Annotated in this window: 17 protein-coding genes, 2 tRNA genes and 1 pseudogene; 14 read left to right on the forward strand and 6 right to left on the reverse strand. The window is 60.5% G+C overall.

Annotated elements, in window-relative coordinates; genetic code table 11:
• The first annotated feature begins 32 nt into the window (after window positions 1-32).
• The 5 genes from ACEN93_RS11960 (at window position 33) to ychF (ending at window position 3,719) form a co-directional block, all read left to right on the forward strand.
• A tRNA-Gln gene (locus ACEN93_RS11960) sits at window positions 33-107 on the forward strand.
• 47 nt (window positions 108-154) lie between these two features.
• Window positions 155-1,096, forward strand: a complete 942-nt coding sequence (locus tag ACEN93_RS11965) for a ribose-phosphate pyrophosphokinase (protein ID WP_003171603.1) — start codon at window positions 155-157, stop codon at window positions 1,094-1,096.
• Between the two features lie 141 nt (window positions 1,097-1,237).
• Complete coding sequence (locus tag ACEN93_RS11970; protein WP_011335926.1) at window positions 1,238-1,840, forward strand: 50S ribosomal protein L25/general stress protein Ctc; 603 nt, start codon at window positions 1,238-1,240, stop codon at window positions 1,838-1,840.
• A 171-nt stretch (window positions 1,841-2,011) separates the two neighbouring features.
• On the forward strand, window positions 2,012-2,596 hold the full coding sequence (gene pth, locus ACEN93_RS11975) for an aminoacyl-tRNA hydrolase (RefSeq protein WP_007951726.1): 585 nt from the start codon (window positions 2,012-2,014) through the stop codon (window positions 2,594-2,596).
• Between the two features lie 22 nt (window positions 2,597-2,618).
• Window positions 2,619-3,719 (forward strand): redox-regulated ATPase YchF, encoded by a 1,101-nt coding sequence (gene ychF / locus ACEN93_RS11980; protein WP_007951727.1) that lies wholly within the window; start codon window positions 2,619-2,621, stop codon window positions 3,717-3,719.
• A gap of 63 nt (window positions 3,720-3,782) precedes the next feature.
• Here ychF and ACEN93_RS11985 read toward each other — a convergent pair whose 3' ends face one another.
• Complete coding sequence (locus ACEN93_RS11985; RefSeq protein WP_039766351.1) at window positions 3,783-5,000, reverse strand: MFS transporter; 1,218 nt, start codon at window positions 4,998-5,000, stop codon at window positions 3,783-3,785.
• 333 nt (window positions 5,001-5,333) lie between these two features.
• Between ACEN93_RS11985 and ACEN93_RS11990 the strand changes: the two genes are divergently transcribed.
• From ACEN93_RS11990 to ACEN93_RS12010, 5 genes are all read left to right on the forward strand, one after another.
• Window positions 5,334-7,391 (forward strand): methyl-accepting chemotaxis protein, encoded by a 2,058-nt coding sequence (locus ACEN93_RS11990; RefSeq protein ID WP_495611446.1) that lies wholly within the window; start codon window positions 5,334-5,336, stop codon window positions 7,389-7,391.
• Window positions 7,392-7,506: 115 nt separating this feature from the next.
• Window positions 7,507-7,583: transfer RNA gene (locus ACEN93_RS11995), tRNA-Met, on the forward strand.
• A 225-nt stretch (window positions 7,584-7,808) separates the two neighbouring features.
• Complete coding sequence (locus ACEN93_RS12000) at window positions 7,809-8,384, forward strand: hypothetical protein (RefSeq protein WP_495611447.1); 576 nt, start codon at window positions 7,809-7,811, stop codon at window positions 8,382-8,384.
• Entirely contained in the window at window positions 8,372-9,058 is a 687-nt protein-coding gene (locus ACEN93_RS12005) for an S-type pyocin domain-containing protein (protein ID WP_495611448.1), read from the forward strand. Before ACEN93_RS12000 ends, ACEN93_RS12005 begins: the two co-directional genes overlap by 13 nt.
• Window positions 9,059-9,064: 6 nt before the next feature.
• Window positions 9,065-9,316 carry a bacteriocin immunity protein gene (locus tag ACEN93_RS12010; protein ID WP_064599398.1) on the forward strand — a complete coding sequence of 84 codons (252 nt, stop codon included), beginning with the start codon at window positions 9,065-9,067 and terminating at the stop codon, window positions 9,314-9,316.
• A gap of 76 nt (window positions 9,317-9,392) precedes the next feature.
• Here the strand turns inward: ACEN93_RS12010 and ACEN93_RS12015 are convergent, their stop codons facing one another.
• Window positions 9,393-10,499 carry a M14 family metallopeptidase gene (locus ACEN93_RS12015; RefSeq protein ID WP_495611449.1) on the reverse strand — a complete coding sequence of 369 codons (1,107 nt, stop codon included), beginning with the start codon at window positions 10,497-10,499 and terminating at the stop codon, window positions 9,393-9,395.
• Window positions 10,500-10,654: 155 nt separating this feature from the next.
• On the opposite strand from ACEN93_RS12015, the gene ggt reads away from it, so the two are divergent.
• Both ggt and ACEN93_RS12025 read left to right on the forward strand, forming a co-directional pair.
• Window positions 10,655-12,487, forward strand: coding sequence for a gamma-glutamyltransferase (ggt, locus tag ACEN93_RS12020; protein ID WP_495611450.1), 1,833 nt, complete (start codon window positions 10,655-10,657; stop codon window positions 12,485-12,487).
• 187 nt (window positions 12,488-12,674) lie between these two features.
• Window positions 12,675-13,046, forward strand: coding sequence for a helix-turn-helix domain-containing protein (locus tag ACEN93_RS12025; RefSeq protein ID WP_039766364.1), 372 nt, complete (start codon window positions 12,675-12,677; stop codon window positions 13,044-13,046).
• A gap of 137 nt (window positions 13,047-13,183) precedes the next feature.
• Here ACEN93_RS12025 and ACEN93_RS12030 read toward each other — a convergent pair whose 3' ends face one another.
• The 4 genes and pseudogenes from ACEN93_RS12030 to ACEN93_RS12045 form a co-directional block, all read right to left on the reverse strand.
• Entirely contained in the window at window positions 13,184-13,783 is a 600-nt protein-coding gene (locus ACEN93_RS12030; RefSeq protein ID WP_074692318.1) for a flavin reductase family protein, read from the reverse strand.
• A gap of 83 nt (window positions 13,784-13,866) precedes the next feature.
• Window positions 13,867-14,298 (reverse strand): methyl-accepting chemotaxis protein, encoded by a 432-nt coding sequence (locus ACEN93_RS12035; protein WP_495611554.1) that lies wholly within the window; start codon window positions 14,296-14,298, stop codon window positions 13,867-13,869.
• A gap of 156 nt (window positions 14,299-14,454) precedes the next feature.
• Window positions 14,455-15,183: pseudogene (locus tag ACEN93_RS12040) on the reverse strand (PAS domain-containing protein); the annotation flags it as partial.
• Between the two features lie 118 nt (window positions 15,184-15,301).
• On the reverse strand, window positions 15,302-16,615 hold the full coding sequence (locus tag ACEN93_RS12045; RefSeq protein WP_039766370.1) for an MFS transporter: 1,314 nt from the start codon (window positions 16,613-16,615) through the stop codon (window positions 15,302-15,304).
• 199 nt (window positions 16,616-16,814) lie between these two features.
• Between ACEN93_RS12045 and ACEN93_RS12050 the strand changes: the two genes are divergently transcribed.
• A complete protein-coding gene (locus ACEN93_RS12050) occupies window positions 16,815-18,233 on the forward strand; it encodes a short-chain fatty acid transporter (protein WP_007951749.1) in 1,419 nt (472 codons plus the stop codon).
• Between the two features lie 200 nt (window positions 18,234-18,433).
• The gene (locus ACEN93_RS12055; protein WP_495611451.1) at window positions 18,434-20,131 is read left to right on the forward strand and encodes a molecular chaperone HscC; all 1,698 of its coding nucleotides are present in this window, start codon (window positions 18,434-18,436) and stop codon (window positions 20,129-20,131) included.
• Window positions 20,132-20,140 lie beyond the last annotated feature (9 nt).

A 20,140-nucleotide genomic window follows, 5' to 3' on the forward strand; every position in this document is an offset into this window, starting at 1 on the left:
TCAAGTGCCCGGCACTTGCAAGCAACAGATACAGGGGCGTCGCCAAGCGGTAAGGCAGCAGGTTTTGATCCTGCCATGCGTTGGTTCGAATCCAGCCGCCCCTGCCATTTTCCTATACTCATCCAGGTATACCCTCAGCCTTCAGGTACTGCGCGTGTCCAAGATGATGGTCTTTACGGGGAACGCTAACCCCGATCTGGCTCGGCGTGTCGTACGTCAGCTGCATATCCCTCTCGGTGACATCTCTGTCGGTAAATTCTCCGACGGCGAAATTACAGCCGAGATCAATGAAAACGTTCGCGGTAAAGACGTCTTCATTATTCAGCCGACTTGCGCTCCGACCAACGATAACCTGATGGAACTGGTAGTGATGGCTGATGCCTTCCGCCGCTCCTCGGCTACTCGTATCACTGCTGTTATTCCTTATTTTGGTTATGCCCGTCAGGATCGCCGTCCGCGTTCCGCACGTGTGGCTATCAGCGCGAAAGTCGTTGCTGACATGCTTACCGTAGTCGGCATCGACCGTGTTCTCACGGTTGATCTGCATGCTGACCAGATTCAGGGCTTCTTCGATATTCCGGTAGATAACATCTACGGCTCCCCGGTTCTGGTGGATGACATCGAAGATCAGCGCTTCGAGAACCTGATGATCGTGTCCCCGGACATTGGTGGCGTCGTGCGTGCACGTGCCGTTGCCAAATCCCTGGGCGTGGATCTCGGGATCATCGACAAACGCCGTGAGAAAGCCAATCACTCTGAAGTGATGCATATCATCGGTGATGTCGAAGGGCGTACCTGCATCCTGGTCGATGACATGGTCGATACCGCCGGCACTCTGTGCCATGCGGCCAAGGCCCTGAAAGAGCATGGCGCAGCCAAGGTCTTTGCCTACTGCACACACCCTGTGCTGTCGGGTCGGGCCATCGAGAATATCGAAAATTCCGTGCTGGACGAGCTGGTGGTCACTAACACCATCCCGCTGTCCGCTGCAGCACAAGCCTGTGCACGTATCCGTCAACTGGATATCGCACCGGTTGTTGCCGAAGCGGTTCGCCGCATCAGCAATGAAGAATCGATCAGCGCGATGTTCCGTTAAGGGCCCTGCCCTTCTCGAAATGTCTCGTTGACGAAAAGCGCCCCGCCCCGGCATTCCTGCCGGGGCGGGGCTTTTTTGCCCATACCGTGTTCGGCGCTGGTCGCAAACGCCACTCGGTCATGGCTATTTTGGAGATACAAGATGAACGATTTTACTTTGAATGCTGAACTGCGTTCCGACCTGGGGAAAGGTGCGAGCCGCCGCCTGCGTCGTCTCGCTGCCCTGGTTCCAGCTGTTGTTTACGGTGGCGACAAAGCCCCTGAATCCATCAGCATGCTGGCCAAAGAAGTTGCCAAACTGCTCGAAAACGAAGCTGCCTACAGCCACGTTATCGAACTGAACGTTGGTGGCACCAAGCAGAACGTGATCATCAAGGCTCTGCAGCGTCACCCGGCCAAAGGCCACGTGATGCACGCTGACTTCGTACGCGTTGTAGCTGGCCAGAAACTGACCGCTATCGTTCCTGTGCACTTCATCAACGAAGCTGCTCCAGTGAAGAAAGGCGGCGAAATCTCGCACGTTGTTGCCGAGATCGAAGTTTCCTGCCTGCCAAAAGATCTGCCTGAGTTCATCGAAGTCGACCTGGCTAACGCTGAAATCGGCACCATCGTTCACCTGTCGGACATCAAGGCTCCTAAAGGCGTTGAGTTCGTTGCTCTGGCACACGGCGATGACAAGGCTGTTGCCAACGTCCACGCTCCACGTGTTGCTCCAGAAGCTACCGAAGAAGGCGCAGCAGAGTAATTCACTCTGTCATGCCTGAGTGAGCAGGTAACATCGCGGACTGGAACGTAGCGAGAAAGCGGGCGGGAACGCGGAGTTTACATCCATGGTAAATGAGCATTTTTCGTCCACTTTCGCCGCCTTCCCTGATCGCGGCGATGTTATCCACCACTCAAAGGAAGGGCCCCTATCGTGACTGCCATCAAACTGATCGTTGGCCTGGGAAATCCAGGCGCTGAATACGAACAGACCCGGCATAACGCAGGGGCCCTTTTTGTTGAGCGCATCGCCCACGCACAGAACGTGAATCTCGTGGCCGATCGCAAGTATTTCGGCCTGACCGGGCGTTTTTCGCATCAGGGTCAGGATGTTCGTCTGCTGATTCCCACCACCTACATGAACCGCAGCGGCCAGGCCGTGGCGGCACTCGCCGGTTTCTTCCGCATCAAGCCCGAAGAAATCCTGGTGGCACATGACGAACTCGATCTGCCTCCGGGCGTCGCCAAACTCAAAGTCGGCGGCGGCCATGGCGGTCACAACGGGTTGCGCGACATCATTGCGCAATTGGGCAATCAGAATACGTTCCACCGCCTGCGGCTTGGCATCGGCCACCCGGGCGTCGCCAGTATGGTTTCAAATTTCGTCCTGGGTCGTGCGCCACGCGCCGAACAGGAAAAACTCGATGCCAGCATCGACTTTGCCCTCGGCGTGCTGCCGGATATCCTCGCCGGTGAATGGAACCGCGCGATGAAAAACCTGCACAGCCAGAAGGCCTGACTCTAATCCGAGGGGAAACACCATGGGATTCAATTGCGGCATCGTCGGCCTGCCTAACGTCGGCAAGTCCACCCTGTTCAACGCCCTGACCAAATCCGGGATCGCGGCGGAGAACTTCCCCTTCTGCACCATCGAGCCGAACAGCGGCATCGTGCCGATGCCGGATCCACGTCTGGACGCTCTGGCGGCCATCGTCAATCCGAAGCGCATCCTGCCGACCACCATGGAATTCGTCGACATCGCGGGCCTGGTTGCCGGCGCGTCGAAAGGTGAAGGTCTGGGCAACAAGTTCCTGGCCAACATCCGCGAAACCGACGCGATCGCTCACGTCGTGCGCTGCTTCGAAGACGAGAACGTGATCCACGTTTCCAACAGCGTCGACCCGAAGCGCGACATTGAAATCATCGACCTGGAACTGATCTTCGCCGACCTCGACAGCTGCGAGAAGCAACTGCAGAAAGTCGCGCGCAACGCCAAGGGCGGTGACAAGGATGCAGTGGCCCAGAAGGCCCTGCTGGAACAACTGATCCCGCACTTCAGCGAAGGCAAGCCTGCGCGCAGCCTGATGAAGAACATGAGCGCCGACGAAAAAGCGATCATCAAGGGCTTCCACCTGCTGACCACCAAGCCGGTCATGTACATCGCCAACGTCGCTGAAGACGGTTTCGAGAACAACCCGCACCTGGACGTGGTCAAGGCCATCGCCGAAGAAGAAGGCGCGATGGTTGTTCCGGTCTGCAACAAGATCGAAGCGGAAATCGCCGAGCTGGACGACGGCGAAGAGAAAGACATGTTTCTCGAGGCCCTGGGCCTGGAAGAGCCTGGCCTGAACCGCGTGATCCGCGCCGGCTACGAAATGCTGCACCTGCAGACCTACTTCACCGCCGGTGTCGAAGAAGTCCGCGCCTGGACCGTCCGCGTCGGTGCCACCGCACCGCAAGCCGCTGGTGTGATCCACACTGACTTCGAGAAAGGCTTCATCCGCGCCGAAGTGATCGCCTACAACGACTTCATCCAGTACAAGGGCGAAGCCGGTACCAAGGAAGCCGGTAAATGGCGTCTGGAAGGCAAGGATTACATCGTCAAGGACGGCGACGTGATGCACTTCCGCTTCAACGTGTAAAAGCAGCACCCAAGAAAAAGCCGCGTTTGATACGCGGCTTTTTTGTGCCTGAAATTCGGCCCGTCAGGCCTTCCTGGTTCTCGGCAGGAAGATCGCCAACACCCCGAACAGCGGCAGGAACGAGCACAGGAAGTACACGTATTCGATGCCGTGAATGTCCGCCAGATGCCCGAGCAACGCCGCGCCAATCCCGCCGAAACCGAACATCAGACCGAAGAACACCCCGGCAATCATGCCGACGTTACCCGGCACCAGCTCCTGCGCGTACACCACAATCGCCGAGAACGCCGAAGCCAGGATGAAGCCGATCACCACGCTCAGGACGCTGGTCCAGAACAAGTCGACATGGGGCATGAGCAGCGTGAACGGTGCCACGCCGAGGATCGAAAACCAGATCACCGCTTTACGCCCGATCTTGTCGCCAATCGGCCCGCCAAAGAACGTTCCCGCCGCCACCGCGCCGAGGAACAGGAACAGATGCAGCTGCGAGCTTGCCACCGACAGGTCGAACTTCTCGATCAGGTAAAAGGTGAAGTAACTGGTCAGGCTGGCCATGTAGAAATACTTGGAGAACACCAGCAGACCCAGCACCACCAGCGCACTGACCACCCTACCCTTCGAAAGTCCATGAGTGGCGGCCTGGCCGGCCTTGAGCTTGAACAGGTTCAGGTGATGGGCGTACCAGCGACTGATGCGATAGAGCACGAACAACGCAAACACCGCGAACAGCCCGAACCACGCCACGTTGCCCTGCCCGAAAGGAATGATGATCGCCGCCGCCAGCAACGGGCCGAAGGCCGAGCCGGCGTTACCGCCCACCTGAAAGGTCGATTGCGCCAGACCGAAGCGCCCGCCCGACGCCAGACGCGCGATACGAGAAGCTTCAGGGTGGAAGGTCGAAGAGCCGATACCGATCAACGCCGCCGCCAGCAAGATAAGAGGGAAACTGCCAACCATCGACATCATCACAATGCCGATCAGCGTGCACACGGAACCTGCCGGCAAAAGCCACGGTTTCGGATGCCGATCGGTGTGATAACCGACCCACGGCTGCAACAGCGACGCGGTCAACTGGAAGGTCAGGGTAATCAGGCCGACCTGGGTGAAGCTCAGGCCATAGTTGGCCTTGAGCATCGGATAGATCGACGGCAGCACCGACTGGATCAGGTCGTTGATCAAATGCGCCAGCGCCACCGCGCCGATGATGCGCATCACCAGTGGACTGCTCTGGGGAGGAGCGGACGCCGAGGCAGCGGCGGTCTGAACGTTGCTGATAGCCATGGGAATTTCCGGACTGCAGATGGGTGCACGCGGGCAGGTGCGTCAATGTGCCATTTTTCGGTGCGCCAGCGCCATCCCCTTAGCCAGCTAACGAACTATTCAGTCGTCGCGCCACAAGTGATAGCGCAACGCCATGGTCTGAATCTTGCCTTGCTTATCCGCTTGAACGCGGCGCCCTTACAAAGGGCATCGAGAATGGGAAGTTTCGCTACAGAGCCGGCCTACAGAGCGGGCAAGGGTGAACTTTCGAGGCCTTTTAGCAGGGCACCAATCCCGGTCGCAACGACCGCGATGCACGCCGATGGTGCGTGGTGTCCAGAGGAGTCATGGGGCATGCAGGCTTTTTTATCACCGGGGATCAGGTTGCTGGGGCGATTTGGCTTCGCGCGTAAATTCCAGTTGTTGTTTCTGCTGTTTATCCTGCCGTTGGCCGGCAGCCTGTTGATGATCGGCCAGGACTATCGCGACAAACTCAACCTGATCGCCGGCGAACGTGCCGGTGTGCGGCAGTTGCTCGCCCTCGATGCACTCGACAACCTGCTCGCCGCCCAACGCGACCGCGCCGCCCGCTGGCGCGCCACGGAAACCAACCGCCAGCCGACGCCCGCGACTCTGGCCGCCGTGGCCGCATTCGATGGCGTGCAGCCTGCCGTTGCTCAGGCCACGCTGGAGCTGGGCAGTGCCTTGCAAGCCGAAGGTGCGGAAGGTGAAACCCTGACCCGCTATCAGGCACTGCAAGCCGCGCTCAACGGTCTGGACTCAAAAAGCCTTTCCGGTGTCGGTTGGTGGCCGGATGGTTACGACCGCTTCACCAACGCCCTCAGCGCCCTGCAAGCCTTGCGTGAACAGATCGCGATGGACAATCGCCTGATCCTCGCGCCGTGGCTGGAAACCTATCTGCTGACTCAGATTTCCACCCAGCACGCACCGGACCTGATCGAGCGGGTCGGCCGACTGGCAGCCGTCGGCCAGGCGTCCGTGGTTTCCGGTCAGTTCACCCTGCAAAGCCGTCTGCAACTGCGTGACCTGCGCAGCCGCATCGGCGATGCGCGCGAGCAGTTGGTGAAAACCGCGAGCCTGCTTGAAGCGCGTCTGCCGCCAGCCCTGCAAGGCTGGGCCGGGCAATATCACGACAGCCTCAAACAGCTGGACGCCGGATTGAAAGTGCTGGATGACGGCGTGTTCGGCGGCAGCATCAACCTCAAGCCGGAAGAGTTCGAGCGCACCCTCGACGCCCTGCTCGGCAACCTCGCCACGTTGCGCCAGCAATCGCTGGTGTCGCTGGATCAGAGGCTGGATGACTACCATGGGTCGGCGATTCGTCAGTTCATCGTTGTCGCGGCGGTCTTCGGTTTCCTGTTGCTGGCGGCGCTGTATTTGTTCGTCTGCCTGCAAGCCTCGATCCGCCGCAGCGCCAGTGGCATCACGCTGCTGGCCGAGGCCCTGCGTGACGGCAATCTGAACCTGCAAGTGCCAGTCGTGGGCCGTGATGAACTGGCGTCGATCAGCACCGCGCTCAACGTGGCCGTGGTGCAATTGCGCAACAGCCTGCTGGGTGTCGATCACGAGACTTCGCAACTGAGCAACGCGGTGCGCAGCCTTAATGATCACTCCAGCGGCGCTCTCAGCGAAGTCGAAGCGCAGCAATTGCAGATCAGCCAGATCGCCGCCGCAGCCACGCAATTGGCGGCGACCTCCCAGGGCGTGGCGCAGAGTTGCGAACAGGCTTCCGGCAGCGCCCAGCACACCCGGCGCATCGCTGCCGACAGCAGCCGTGACAGTCAGCGCACCACGGCGAGCATTCAACAGCTCAATCAGCGCCTGAACGAAACTGCCGCAGCGCTCGGCCGGGTCAGCGAGCAAGGGCAGCAGATTCAACTGGTGGTCGACACCATCCGTGGCGTCGCCGAGCAGACCAACCTGCTCGCCCTCAACGCCGCTATCGAGGCCGCTCGCGCGGGTGAACAAGGTCGTGGCTTTGCCGTGGTGGCCGATGAGGTGCGCAGCCTGTCGCAACGTACGCAATCGTCCACGGCGCAGATCGCCGGTACGGTCGACAGCCTGCGCAATACGGTCAACGAAGCCGTGAGCCTGATGGAGGCTGCGTGCGGCCAGGCGCAATCGGATGCCGCGGCGGTCACGGGACTTGGCGAACGCCTGGGGGAAATCGCCAGCGCCGTGCAGAGCGTCACCGACACCCTCGCCCAGATCGCCACGGCGGTCGAGGAACAGGCAAGCACCGCCGATGAGGTCAGCGGCAATATCCAGCAGGTGGATCAGGCGGCGGTTCGCCTGCTTGAAGGCGCGCGGGCGGTGAACCTCGCGGCGGACACCTTGAGCCAGGGCAGCCATGCCTTGAGTGCCAACACCGGAAGATTTCAGCTGCGTTGAAAGCCCCTCCCGCGCCTATTTTCGGCGCGGGAGGATAAGCGGTTGAAAATAAGAAGAAATATTTTGAATTTACGCTTGACGCTTTTCCATTTCAGGGGAATAATGCGCGCCACTTGGCTACATAGCTCAGTTGGTTAGAGCATAGCATTCATAATGCTGGGGTCCGGGGTTCAAGTCCCTGTGTAGCCACCAAGTACTAAAAACGGCTTACCGAAAGGTAGGCCGTTTTTTTATGCCTCGAGAAAAGTGCCCTTCCTCAGTGAATCGACTGGCTCCGTAGGAACAGGGTGCGAAAAGCGTACGAAGAGGATTTTTCGTTCGTTCAGGCACGCGCATCCCGGCAAGTCGATTTGATCGCCATCGCGATTGACCGACAAACTCCCCCCGTCTCGTTCCAAAGACAGACAGGGAGTTGTCATGGACCAGGACCAAGACCTTTTCGATGATATCTGGCGCCGAAAGCTTCCGAACGGCGGCGCCTCGTGGGCTGCCTGGAATCCGCCCCCGGAGCCAGAGCCTGTCTGCGTCCCGACAGACGAATGGCCATCGCCAAAGCCTCGCGACGATCTGGTTTTTGCCAAGTCCTGCACGCCGGGCAACTGGTGCCGGACGGATGCGGGCACAACACCTGAGCCCGTCTTTCATTTCGGCAAAGTCATGGTGGCGGGCGCGCTGCGCATTCCCGCTGCCAGTCACGCCGTAGCGAAGGCAATCGGTGCCGATCTGGCGTTGGGGCGCATGGCCGGTGGTGGAATCCTGCAGCAGCGCCTCAATTGGGCAATCCGTGGCGCGGGAGGCCCGGCCAGCGTGTTCATCCTCGGGATGCTTCCGACCCGAATGGGCGACGGCACGCTTCACACTGATGAACAGCTACGCAGCATGAGCCGCGCCAAAACTCGCGTGCGGTTCCAGTTCCGACGCGATGCCGAAGGCGTCATGCAGGTTTACGGCATCCACCCGGAGCCTCGGGCGACGACTCGGTGCGTACCGTAAAAGTCGAGTGGAACAACGACAAGAGCGCCATGGAGGCGAAGCTCAACGACATCACGATTTTGTGGACGCCGCAACGCGGGCCGCTGGGATCGATGCCGCCGCTGGTTTATCCGGAGCACGGCGAACCACTGAGCACGATCCTCGTCCACCCGATCGCCGCGAACACCGACAGCCAGATAGAAATCCTGCCCGGCGAAGACATCACCGCCGAGGATTGTATTCTGGTGTTTCCGGCTGAGACCGGGCTGAAGTCGTTGTATGTGGTGTTTTCGAAACCGGCGAGATTGATGCCGGGGACGGTGACGGGGATTGGTGAGGATGTTTCCGGTGTATGGCTGGCAGGAGCTGGAACAGGGATTGGAGTGCCGATTCCGACGCGGATTGCGGACAGACTCAGAGGGAGGGAGTTTTCAAACTTCGACGCGTTCAGAAAAGCATTCTGGCAAGCCGTGCGGGATGATCCAGAACTTTTCGATCAGTTCAATTCGGATGCCCAAGATCGTTTAATGTCGGGCAACGCACCCGCGGTTCGAGACAGGGAGTCTGTAGGCACAAGAGGGGTATTTGAAATAAATCACGTCGAGCGGATCACTGATGGCGGCGCTGTCTACGACATAGACAACCTCCGAATCAACACCCCTAAAAATCACATCTTTCAACACAAAAAACAGTGAACGCACATGGAAAAAATATCTGAATACACTGAAACCGAATTTATCCGTTTCATCGAAAAAATACGTGCCACCAATAAAAGTGGATCGGATACGGAGCTTGGCGAGCTGCTGGCACAATTCAGAAAGCTTACCGGCCACCCGGACGGCACCGACTTGATTTTTTATCCCGAACCAGGAGAAGACAACTCTGCCGTGGGCATTACGAAGACCGTAAAAGAATGGCGTGCTACCAACGGACTGCCAGGCTTCAAGCAGTGAACATCAGCCGGCCATAGTCCCACCACTGTAAATATCCAAGCAGTCAAAACGGCTTACCGAAAGGCAAGCCGTTTGTTTATGCCTCGCCCCCTAACGCCCTGAGCCCCTTCGCCCAAATCTGCCGCGTCCGCAAACCGACCATCGCCCGCCAGTCCGGATCCGCCGGATAAAACTGCTCCAGCAGATTCAACTTGATCGCCCGCCCCGTCGCATCCAGCGGATCGCCATGCAGATGCAGCCAGTGATCGTCGCGCAGATAACGATGCACGTCCGGCCCCGGATAAGTCCCGCACTCGATCACGAACGGCATCAGTTGCACATTCGGCAACGCGTTGAGCAAAGCCTGCGAGGTATAACCGGTAGCGGTTGCCGCAACACCGGTTTCGCTCAGGGTTTCGGCGCCGGTGTGCAGCGTGTAGAGCCACGGGCCGTAAATCGATTGCGCCTGGGCCAGTGCTGGATACGGCGCTTGGGTAATCGTCAGCAGCATCGGATGCCCGTACTCACCGGCGCCGGTGTGCAGGTCGAAACACATCACGGTTTCAGCACCGGCCAGATGACTCTCGATGATTGAATGCAGCGTGCGATTCGACCAGCTTGGTGCGAGTCCGCCAAAGAACAATCCGTCGGGATGACTGTGCTGACCGCCCTCGACAATCGACATCACCGCCGGCCAGCCGCGCTCGGCAATTTGCGCATCGAGCAAGGCATCAGCCTTTTGTCGCTCGGGGCCGTTCAAATCGGTGCAGGCGTAGATTTCATGGAGCGCCGCGTAAGCGCGGTTGTCCGGAAGCGGTCGGTTGAAATCCAGGTGATTGCGGTTGAGGTCAATATTGTCTTCATTGACCCGCCGCAGCCACGCCGTGCCCCACGGGTTGATCAGGTGAATCATCACCACCGCGACATCCTTCGGCAGCGAGTCCGGCGTGAAATGCTTCATCCAGTCGATCTGGCACTCCGAACCGTAATAACCCTCAACCCCGTGGGTGCCGCTGAGCGCCACCAGGCGCCGTTTGGCCGCTGGATCACCCAGCACCGCCACATCGGTACTCAAAGACTCGCCAAACGGCCCATTGAGCGGATGCGCGTACGAAGAGAGCGTGGCACCCGCCACCTTCGCGGCGGCAAGAAAGCGCTCGCGCTGTTCGCGATAGCTGGGCTGGGTCGGAAACTCGTTGTGCATGGCGGCCTCTTGTTGATTGTTCTGGCTTCACGTTTGCCCCTGACCCTACAGAAAATCCGCCAAGGCATGAAGGACAAAGGTGCCTGCGGTTTGCGTCGTACACGGTCGGCCGATACAGTCCGTCAGACCTTTATCCCACGGACGGAGAGCCCCGCGTGTTTCCAGCCCTGCCCCTGAACCGCTTTCGCCTGCCCGCCCTGACACTGATCGTCAGTGCCATTGCCCTCACGGCCTGCAACGCACCGCCCTCCTCGACCCTGCCGCTGGCGCCGGAAGCCGCCTCCGGTTACCGCACCGGCCTGCAAGCCAGCCACGCTGAAAAACACATGGCCGCGGCTGCCAATCCGCTGGCCGCCGAAGCAGGTCGCGAGATGTTGCGTCAGGGTGGTTCCGCCATCGATGCCGCAATCGCGATGCAAGCCGTGTTGACCCTGGTCGAACCGCAATCCTCCGGCATCGGTGGCGGCGCGATGATCGTGCTGTGGGATGGCAAACAGGTGCGCACCTACGACGGTCGCGAAACCGCACCGGCGGGTGCGACCGAGAAGCTGTTTCTGCAGGCCGACGGCAAACCGATGCCGTTCCCGCAGGCGCAGATCGGTGGACGCTCCGTCGGCACGCCGGGTGTGATGCGTGCATTGGAGCTGGCGCACAAAAAGCACGGCCGCTTGCCGTGGGCAACATTGTTCGAGCCGGCGATCAAACTGGCCGAGCAGGGTTTTGCGATCTCCCCGCGCCTGCATTCGCTGCTGGAGTCCGACCCGGTGATTCGCCGCTCGCCGGACATGGCCAGGTATTTTCTGAACAGCGATGGCAGCGTCAAAGCCGTCGGCACGCGACTGCAAAACCCGGCGCTGGCCGCCGTTCTCAAACGCATCGCCAACGAAGGTGCGGACGCACTGTACAAAGGCCCGATCGCCGAAGAGATCGTGGCCAAGGTTCAGGGCCACGCCAACCCCGGCAGCCTGTCGCTGAACGACCTTCAGCACTATCAGGCCAAGGAACGCGCGCCTCTGTGCACCGACTACAAGCGCTGGCAGGTGTGCGGAATGCCGCCGCCATCATCGGGCGGGATTGCGGTGGCGCAAATCCTCGGCACCTTGCAGGCGCTGGAAACCCGCGATCCGCGCCTGTCCCTGACGCCGCTCAAGCCTGTGAAGACCGATAAACCCGCCGGCATCGAACCGGCACCGCAAGCCGTGCACCTGATCGCCGAAGCCGAGCGCCTGGCCTACACCGACCGCGCGCAATACGTAGCCGATAACGACTTCGTGCCTGTACCGGTCAAGGGCCTGGTCGATCCGGGTTACCTGGCCAGCCGCGCCAGCCTGATCGGCGAACGCAGCCTGGGCAGCGCCAAACCCGGCACACCGCCGGGCGTGCAGGTTGCCTACGCGCCGGATCGCTCGCCGCTGCGCATTTCCACCTCGCAAGTGGTGGCCGTGGATGACTTCGGTGGCGCGGTATCGATGACCACCACCATCGAAGCGGCATTCGGCTCGCACCTGATGGTTCAGGGCTTCTTGCTCAACAACCAGATGACCGACTTCTCGTTCATCCCCGAAGAGAACGGACAGAAAGTCGCCAACCGAGTGGAGCCGAGCAAACGCCCACGCTCATCGATGGCGCCGACCCTGATCTTCGACCGCAACAGTGGCGAGTTCGTCGCCACCGTTGGCTCTCCCGGCGGCTCGCAGATCATCGAGTACGTGGCCAAAACCACCGTCGGCCTGCTCGACTGGAACCTCGACCCACAAAGCGCCATCAGCCTGCCCAACTTCGGCAGCCGCAACGGCCCGACGGAACTGGAACAAGGCCAGTTCAGCCCGACGCTGATCCAGGCGCTCAAGGACAAGGGCCACACCGTCAATGAAATCGACATGACCAGCGGCACTCAGGCCATCGTGCGGGTCAAGGATGCTCAGGGGAAGTCAACGCTGTCAGGTGGGGCAGATCCTCGGCGCGAAGGAGTAGCGTTGGGGGATTGAATCAACGCTGCCAACTGAAAAAGGCTTACCGAGAGGTAAGCCTTTTTTGTATGTCCATAAATCCAATTCGGCTAATTCACGCTGCCTTTTCCTACACCGGAAAAATGCTGTCCGGGATAGAGTGCTGCAGAGTTCTCACAAACAGTACGACGCAATCGACGCTGATACCGTCGAAATGGAGTAACCCATGAACATACGTCCGATTCACACCGAAGAAGACTACCGTGCGGCACTCAAAGACGTGTCCGTTTTTTTCGAGAATGAGCCAGAGCCCGGCACGCCTGAAGGTGATTACTTCGACATCATGATCACCCTTATCGAAGCCTATGAGGCCCGGCACTTCCCACTCGACCTGCCCAACCCGATTGACGCCATAAGGTTTCGGATGGAGCAGTCCGGGCTGTCAGCAGCCGATCTCGCTCCTGCAATTGGCCGGACAAACCGCGTTTATGAGGTTCTGAATGGCAAACGCGCGCTGACGCTTCCCATGATCTGGAAACTTCACGAGTTGTTCGGTATTCCGGCAGAGAGTTTGATCAAACCCATGAAATCGGTCTGATAAAAAACAGCCATGCAGGCACCTCAACATGTATTGCCTACCCTGAATTCCCCCACCCTCCAACTGAAAAAGGCTTACCGAGAGGTAAGCCTTTTTTGTATTGCAACATCCGGCCATGACTTGTCATTCAGCGGCGCTCAAACCTCGAGCATCTTGCCATCCACCGAATCGCCAATTGTCAGGAAATGCCCGCCGGCCACATGGTGCAGAGTGCGCAAGCCGTCATGCCCCTCGAAGTGCCAGCGTCCATCGCTGAACACCCGCGAATCAGCCTGCGCCGCAATCACCTCGGCCAGAAACAGATCGTACTGTTCGTGATTGCGCGGCTCAGGCAGCAACCGGCATTCGAGCCAGGCCACGCAACCGTCCAGCATCGGAGCATCAACCTGCTCAGCAGCGAAGGTCGGCAGGCCATAAGCCTGGAACTTGTCCTGACCTTGATCGCGATTGATTTCCAGGCCCGATGTCGAGCCGACGGTCTGCGCGATGTCCGCCTGATTCACACAGGGAACGTTGAGAACAAAAGTGCCCGAGGCCTCGAGCAGTTGCCGGGTCCAGGTGGATTTGTCGAGGACCACCGCGACTTTCGGCGGTTCGAAATCCAGCGGCATGGCCCACGCCGCGGCCATGATGTTGCGCTGCCCGGCATGGGCGGCGCTGACCAGCACGGTCGGCCCGTGATTGAGCAGGCGGTAGGCTTTGTTCAGGGGAACCGGGCGACGGAAGGACTCGCTCATGGGATCTGCTCCGGGAAAAAGAGCCGATTGTAGCGGGATAAAAACCGCGAAGGGATTGCCATGGACAATCCCTTCGCCTCGCATCAGCTGGATAACTGATTGGCAAACTGGCCGACCGCGTTCACCACTTTCTGCGCGCCGTCCTGGATCTCGACGATCACCGTACCGGCCTCGGCCGCCAGCGCCAGCCCTTGTTCGGCCTGTTGCTTGCCGTCGGTCATCAGGGCCACGGCGTTGCGCGCCATGTCCTGGTTCTGGCGCACCACGTCGACGATTTCCTCGGTCGCCTGACTGGTGCGCGAGGCCAGTTGCCGCACTTCGTCGGCCACCACCGCAAAGCCTCGGCCCTGCTCACCGGCACGAGCGGCTTCAATGGCAGCGTTGAGCGCCAGCAGGTTGGTCTGCTCGGCGATGCCGCTGATGGTCTTGACGATGGTGCCGATCACCTGGGATTGCTCGTTCAGCGCCTCGATGCCTTCGCCGGCGGTCTGCATGTGCCTGGACAGATCACGCATCACATTGACCGCTTCAGTCACCACACGGGTGCCGCGCTGGGCCGTGCTGTCGGTCTGCAGGGACGTGCTGTAGGCGATATTGGCGGCGTCGGCGACGGCCTGTTCCTGATTGACCTGATCGGTGATCACCGTAGCGAACTTCACCACTTTGTAGAGTTTTTCGTTGGCGTCGAGCACCGGGTTGTAGGACGCCTCCAGCCAGACAACGCGACCATGGCTGTCGACCCGTTTGAAACGGCCGGCAACGAATTCGCCGTTATTCAGGCGACGCCAGAAGTTCTGGTACTCGGCGCTGTTGTACTCCTCCGGCTCGCAGAACTGGCGGTGATGTTTGCCCTTGATCTGCGCCAGGCTGTAACCCATGCCTTGCAGGAACCGTTCGTTGGCGCTCAGCACGTTTCCGCTGAGGTCGAACTCGATCACGGCGGTCGAACGCACCAGCGCGCCGATCAGGTTTTCGTGTTCGCGGGAGGCCTCGATGGTGCGGGTCAGGTCGCTGGAGAAAATCGAGAAGTGCTTGATCCGGCCATCCGAAGAGCGAATCGGCTGCACGATCGAACGCAACCACGCCTCTTCGCCGTTACCGCGGGAAAGGCGCACAGCGCCGGCGAAATGCTCGCCACGGGTCAAAGCGGCCTTGAAGCGGTGATGAAACTCATCGGACTTCACATGGGACGGCACGATGTCTTCGATGGCACGGCCGATCAGGTCGTGGCTCTTGTAGAGCATTTCATTGAGGAAGTTCTGGTTGACCGACTGAATCCGTCCGTCGGGCTCAAGGGTAAGCACCAGCATCTCGCTTTCCAGGCTCTCCTTCACTTGCAGAAGGCTGGAGAGTTCTTCACGAAGAGCCGCCAGCTCTTGCTTCAGGCGTTTGTTGAACATGGGGAAAGCACCGATGGACTGGATGGAGAGCGGACACACAGCCTAACCATCGGCCTTGGAGGGCTTTTCTGAAGAGCGTTTGAGGCGTGTCCTACAAAAATAGTTAAGCCTCAACAATTCAGGCGGCGCCGGCCACGGCACACTGCTCCGCGCGTAGCATTCGCGAGCCAAAATACGCCGCACTGGCGACCCCCACCGCTCCCATCACCGCGCAGAACATCACGCAGATCCACGGACTCCACGGCATCAGACCGATCAGCAGCAACGGTGTGACACTGGCCCAGGCGGCGTAGGCAATGTTGTAGGTGAAGGAGATTCCGGAAACACGGATCCGCGCCGGGAACAGGCTGACCATCACCGACGGCACCGCCCCGACCACGCCACAGCACAAGCCGGCGATGGCGTAAGCCAGACCGACCCAGTCACCGCCGCTGATCAGGCAGGTGTAAAGCAGGCCGATCCCCAGTGGCAGCAACAGACTGTAGAGCATGACCGTGCGCCAGGCACCGATGCGATCGACCAGCCGGCCGGCAATCACACAGCCGATGTTCAGGAAGACGATGCCCAATGCGCTGAGCGCAAAGGTGTGGCCGGCAGTCATGCCGAAGGTTTTTTGCATCATGGTCGGGGTGATGACCACGAACACCACCACTGCCGAGGTCAGCACGCAGGTCAGAAGCATCGCCGGCAACATGGCCAGGCGATGATCGCGCAGCACGGTGCGCAGCGGCAGTTCGACCCGCGCCTCGCGCTGCGCCTCCATGGCCATGAACACCGGGGTTTCGCTCAGCCAGCGGCGCAACCAGACGCCGATCACACCGAACACGCCGCCGAGCAGGAACGGATAACGCCAGGCGTAATCCAGCACTTCGGCGGGGGTGAACACTTGCGCCAGGAAGGTCGCAGTCAGTGCGCCGATCAAATAACCGAAGGTCAAACCGGCCTGCAGAAAGCCCAACGCATAACCGCGATGGCCGGCCGGCGCGTGCTCGGCCACAAACACCCAGGCGCTCGGCACTTCACCGCCCACCGCCGCGCCTTGCAGGATGCGCAGCGCCAGCAGCAACAGCGGTGCGAAATAGCCGATCTGCGCGTAGGTCGGCATGATCCCGATCAGCAGGCACGGCAGCGCCATCATCAGGATGCTCAGGCTGAAAACCTTCTTGCGCCCCAGCCGGTCGGCGAAATGCGCCATCAGGATCCCGCCCAGCGGGCGCGCCAGATAGCCGGTCACGAAGATCCCGAAACTTTGCAGCAGACGCAGCCACTCGGGCATTTCCGGCGGGAAGAACAGCTGGCTGAGGGTCAGGGCGAAGAACACGAAAATGATGAAATCGTAGATCTCCAGCGCCCCGCCCAGGGCCGCAAGGCCGAGGGTCTTGTAGTCGGAACGGCTGAACGGCGCCGGTCGGGCAGTGGAATGGGCAGTCATGGCAAAGAACTCTGGCAGGCAAAAAACCAAGGCGCCCATGGTCTACGCAAACGGGCCGCCGGACAACCCGTTAGACCATAGTCTGATTCAGCAAAACACGGTCACAAAAATCCGCCGGTTGATTTACTGTTGGCACCTGTCCAGACGGGCCGGCCAAGCCCCGAAGACCACAATAAACATAAAAATCCGAGGTACTCCCGTGGCCGTTGATATCGAAGATAGCCGCTCTGCGCGCTTTGCCTTGCGCTGTTCAAGTTTCGCCGAACGCTGGTTTCCCGACTCCTGGGTGTTCGCCGCACTGGCGGTGATCATCGTCGCCCTGGCGACCCTGGCCATGGGCGCCAAACCCACCGACGCCGCCATGGCCTTCGGGGACGGATTCTGGAGCCTGATCCCGTTCACCATGCAGATGGCCTTTGTGGTGATCGGCGGTTACGTGGTGGCCAGTTCGCCGCCCGCCGTGAAGCTGATCGATCGCCTGGCGCGGATCCCGAAGAACGGCCGCTCCGCCGTGGCGTGGGTCGCGCTGATCTCGATGGTCGCGTCCTTGCTCAACTGGGGCCTGTCGCTGGTGTTCGGCGGTCTGCTGGTCCGCGCCCTCGCCCGCCGCACCGATCTGAAAATGGACTATCGCGCCGCTGGTGCCGCCGCCTACCTTGGCCTCGGCGCCGTGTGGGCGCTGGGCCTGTCGTCGTCCGCCGCGCAGTTGCAGGCCAACCCGGCCAGCCTGCCGCCGTCGATCCTGTCGATCACCGGGGTGATTCCGTTCACCCAGACGATTTTCCTCTGGCAGTCGGGAGTCATGCTGCTGGCGCTGATCGTGATTTCGATCATCATCGCCTACGCCACCGCACCCGGCCCGAACTCGGCGCGTGACGCCAAGGCCTGCGGCATCGACCCGGCCTTCAACCTGCCGCCGCTGCAACCTCGTACTCGCCCCGGCGAATGGCTGGAACACAGCCCGCTGCTGATCATCCTGTTGGTGCTGCTGGCGGCCGGATGGCTGTTCCACGAGTTCTCGACCAAACCGGCGATCACCGCGATTTCCGGGCTCAACACCTACAACTTCCTGTTCATCATGCTCGGCGCGTTGCTGCACTGGCGCCCGCGCAGTTTCCTCGACGCGGTGTCCCGCGCCGTTCCGACCACCACCGGTGTGCTGATCCAGTTCCCGCTGTACGGCTCGATTGCGGCGCTGATGACCACGGTCAAGGGCACTGACGCCCAGACTCTGGCCCATCACATCTCGACCTTCTTCGTCAGCATTGCCTCCCACGACACCTATGCACTGCTGATGGGCGTGTACTCGGCGATTCTCGGCTTTTTCATTCCGTCCGGCGGCGGCAAGTGGATCATCGAGGCGCCGTACGTGATGCAGGTGGCCAACGATCTGAACTATCACCTCGGCTGGGCGGTGCAGATCTACAACGCCGCCGAAGCCCTGCCGAACCTGATCAACCCGTTCTACATGCTGCCGCTGCTGGGCGTGCTGGGGCTCAAGGCGCGGGATCTGATCGGCTTCTCGTTCGTGCAATTGCTGGTGCACACGCCGCTGGTGCTGGTGCTGCTGTGGGCGCTGGGCACGACGCTTTCCTATCTACCGCCCGTGATGCCGTAAACGATGACGACAGGGTGCCGGCTCCGGCGCCCTGTCTTTCTCCTCCACAAAAACGCCCCGAACGATCCCTTCTGCGGTTGCCTGTCGCAAATAATGGCTCAGCGCCATCATCTTTCTTTACCGCGCCACTGCCTCGGTAATATTCTTGCGCGCCAATATCTGTTTCATTTTTTGTCTGAGCGCAAAGGGAGTTCGTTGCAATGATCGTCGGGATTGACCTGGGAACCACCAACAGCCTTGTTGCCGTATGGCGCGGCGACGCCACTGAATTGGTGCCCAACGCCCTGGGGCAGTTCCTGACACCCAGCGTGGTGGGGTTGGACGATCAGGGCCGGATTCTGGTCGGACAAGCCGCCCGTGAGCGTCTGCACACTCATCCGCGCCTGACGGTTTCGCTGTTCAAGCGACACATGGGCAGCGCCACGGAGGTTTACCTCGGGGATAAAAAATTCCGCCCGGAAGAGCTGTCGGCGCTGGTGCTCAAGAGCCTGAAAGAAGACGTCGAGCGCACCTACGGCCAGACCGTCACGGAAGCCGTGATCAGCGTTCCGGCCTACTTCAGCGACGCCCAGCGCAAGGCCACGCGCATCGCCGGTGAGCTGGCGGGCCTGAAAGTCGAAAAGCTGATCAACGAACCCACCGCCGCCGCACTCGCCTACGGCCTGCACCAGCGGGACAAGGAAACCTCGTTCCTGGTGTTCGACCTGGGCGGCGGTACGTTCGACGTGTCGATTCTCGAACTCTTCGAAGGCGTCATGGAAGTGCGCGCCAGCGCCGGTGACAACTTCCTCGGCGGCGAGGATTTCGACAACGTACTGCTTGAGCACTTTATCGATCAGCATCGCAACGTGTCGGACTTCCCCGAGCGCTCCAGCATCCTCCAGCCGCTGCGCCGCGAAGCCGAGCGTGTACGCCGCGCATTGGGCCAGGACGCCAGCGCCGAATTCAGATTGCAGGTCGGCGAAAAGCAATGGACCCAGACCATCACCCAGGCGCAAATGGCGACGCTGTACATGCCGCTGCTCGAACGCCTGCGCGCGCCGATCGAACGGGCCCTGCGCGACGCACGCATCCGCGTCAGCGACCTCGACGAAATCCTGCTGGTCGGCGGCACGACCCGCATGCCGCTGGTGCGCAAACTGGCTGCCGGGCTGTTCGGCCGTTTCCCGTCGATCAGCCTCGATCCGGATCAGGTAGTAGCCCAGGGCGCAGCGATTCAAGCGGCACTCAAGGCCCGTTCGGCCGCGCTGGAAGAAGTGGTTCTTACGGATGTCTGCTCCTACACCCTGGGGATCGAGACCTCCACCCAGGTCGGTCGCCAGTATGAGAGCGGTCATTACCTGCCGATCATCGAACGCAACAGCATCGTTCCGGTCAGCCGGGTGAAAACCGTGCAGACCCTTCACGACAACCAGGAACAGGTCGTCGTGAAAATCTTTCAGGGCGAAAGCCGCCTGGTCAAAGACAACGTGGCGCTCGGCCAACTGGACATCAAGGTGCCCAAGCGCAAGGCCGGCGAAGTCGAGCTGGATGTGCGTTTCACCTACGACAACAACGGTTTGCTGGAGGCCCAGGTCAGCATCCCCCTGACCGGTCAGCAGCATTCGCTGGTCATCGAGAACAACCCCGGCGTGCTGACGCCCGAGGAAATCCAGCAGCGTCTGCAAGCTCTGGCGCAATTGAAGATCCATCCGCGCGAGCAACAGGTGAACACCCTGCTCAGTGCGCGGCTGGAACGTCTGTATCAGGAAAGCCTGGGCGACCTGCGTGATCAGATCGGCCACTGGGCCAAGCAATTCCAGCACGCCCTGGACTCTCAGGACGAGCGGCAGATCCGTGAGACCCGCACCGAACTGAGCAAGCAGTTGAGCGCCCTCGACCGCAGCCCCTGGCAGTAAGGAAGCACG

This window comes from Pseudomonas sp. Pseusp21 (assembly GCF_059492145.1).

What these genes read in the sequence shown, in the direction of transcription:
- ACEN93_RS11990 (WP_495611446.1), top strand. Translation starts at nt 5,334, where the DNA reads ATGCAGGCTTTTTTATCACCGGGGATCAGGTTGCTGGGGCGATTTGGC.
- ACEN93_RS12015 (WP_495611449.1), bottom strand. Translation starts at nt 10,499, where the DNA reads ATGCACAACGAGTTTCCGACCCAGCCCAGCTATCGCGAACAGCGCGAG.
- ACEN93_RS12010 (WP_064599398.1), top strand. Translation starts at nt 9,065, where the DNA reads ATGGAAAAAATATCTGAATACACTGAAACCGAATTTATCCGTTTCATC.
- ACEN93_RS11985 (WP_039766351.1), bottom strand. Translation starts at nt 5,000, where the DNA reads ATGGCTATCAGCAACGTTCAGACCGCCGCTGCCTCGGCGTCCGCTCCT.
- ACEN93_RS11970 (WP_011335926.1), top strand. Translation starts at nt 1,238, where the DNA reads ATGAACGATTTTACTTTGAATGCTGAACTGCGTTCCGACCTGGGGAAA.
- ACEN93_RS12030 (WP_074692318.1), bottom strand. Translation starts at nt 13,783, where the DNA reads ATGAGCGAGTCCTTCCGTCGCCCGGTTCCCCTGAACAAAGCCTACCGC.
- ACEN93_RS12025 (WP_039766364.1), top strand. Translation starts at nt 12,675, where the DNA reads ATGAACATACGTCCGATTCACACCGAAGAAGACTACCGTGCGGCACTC.
- ACEN93_RS12045 (WP_039766370.1), bottom strand. Translation starts at nt 16,615, where the DNA reads ATGACTGCCCATTCCACTGCCCGACCGGCGCCGTTCAGCCGTTCCGAC.
- ychF (WP_007951727.1), top strand. Translation starts at nt 2,619, where the DNA reads ATGGGATTCAATTGCGGCATCGTCGGCCTGCCTAACGTCGGCAAGTCC.
- ACEN93_RS12000 (WP_495611447.1), top strand. Translation starts at nt 7,809, where the DNA reads ATGGACCAGGACCAAGACCTTTTCGATGATATCTGGCGCCGAAAGCTT.
- ACEN93_RS12035 (WP_495611554.1), bottom strand. Translation starts at nt 14,298, where the DNA reads ATGCGTGATCTGTCCAGGCACATGCAGACCGCCGGCGAAGGCATCGAG.
- ACEN93_RS12055 (WP_495611451.1), top strand. Translation starts at nt 18,434, where the DNA reads ATGATCGTCGGGATTGACCTGGGAACCACCAACAGCCTTGTTGCCGTA.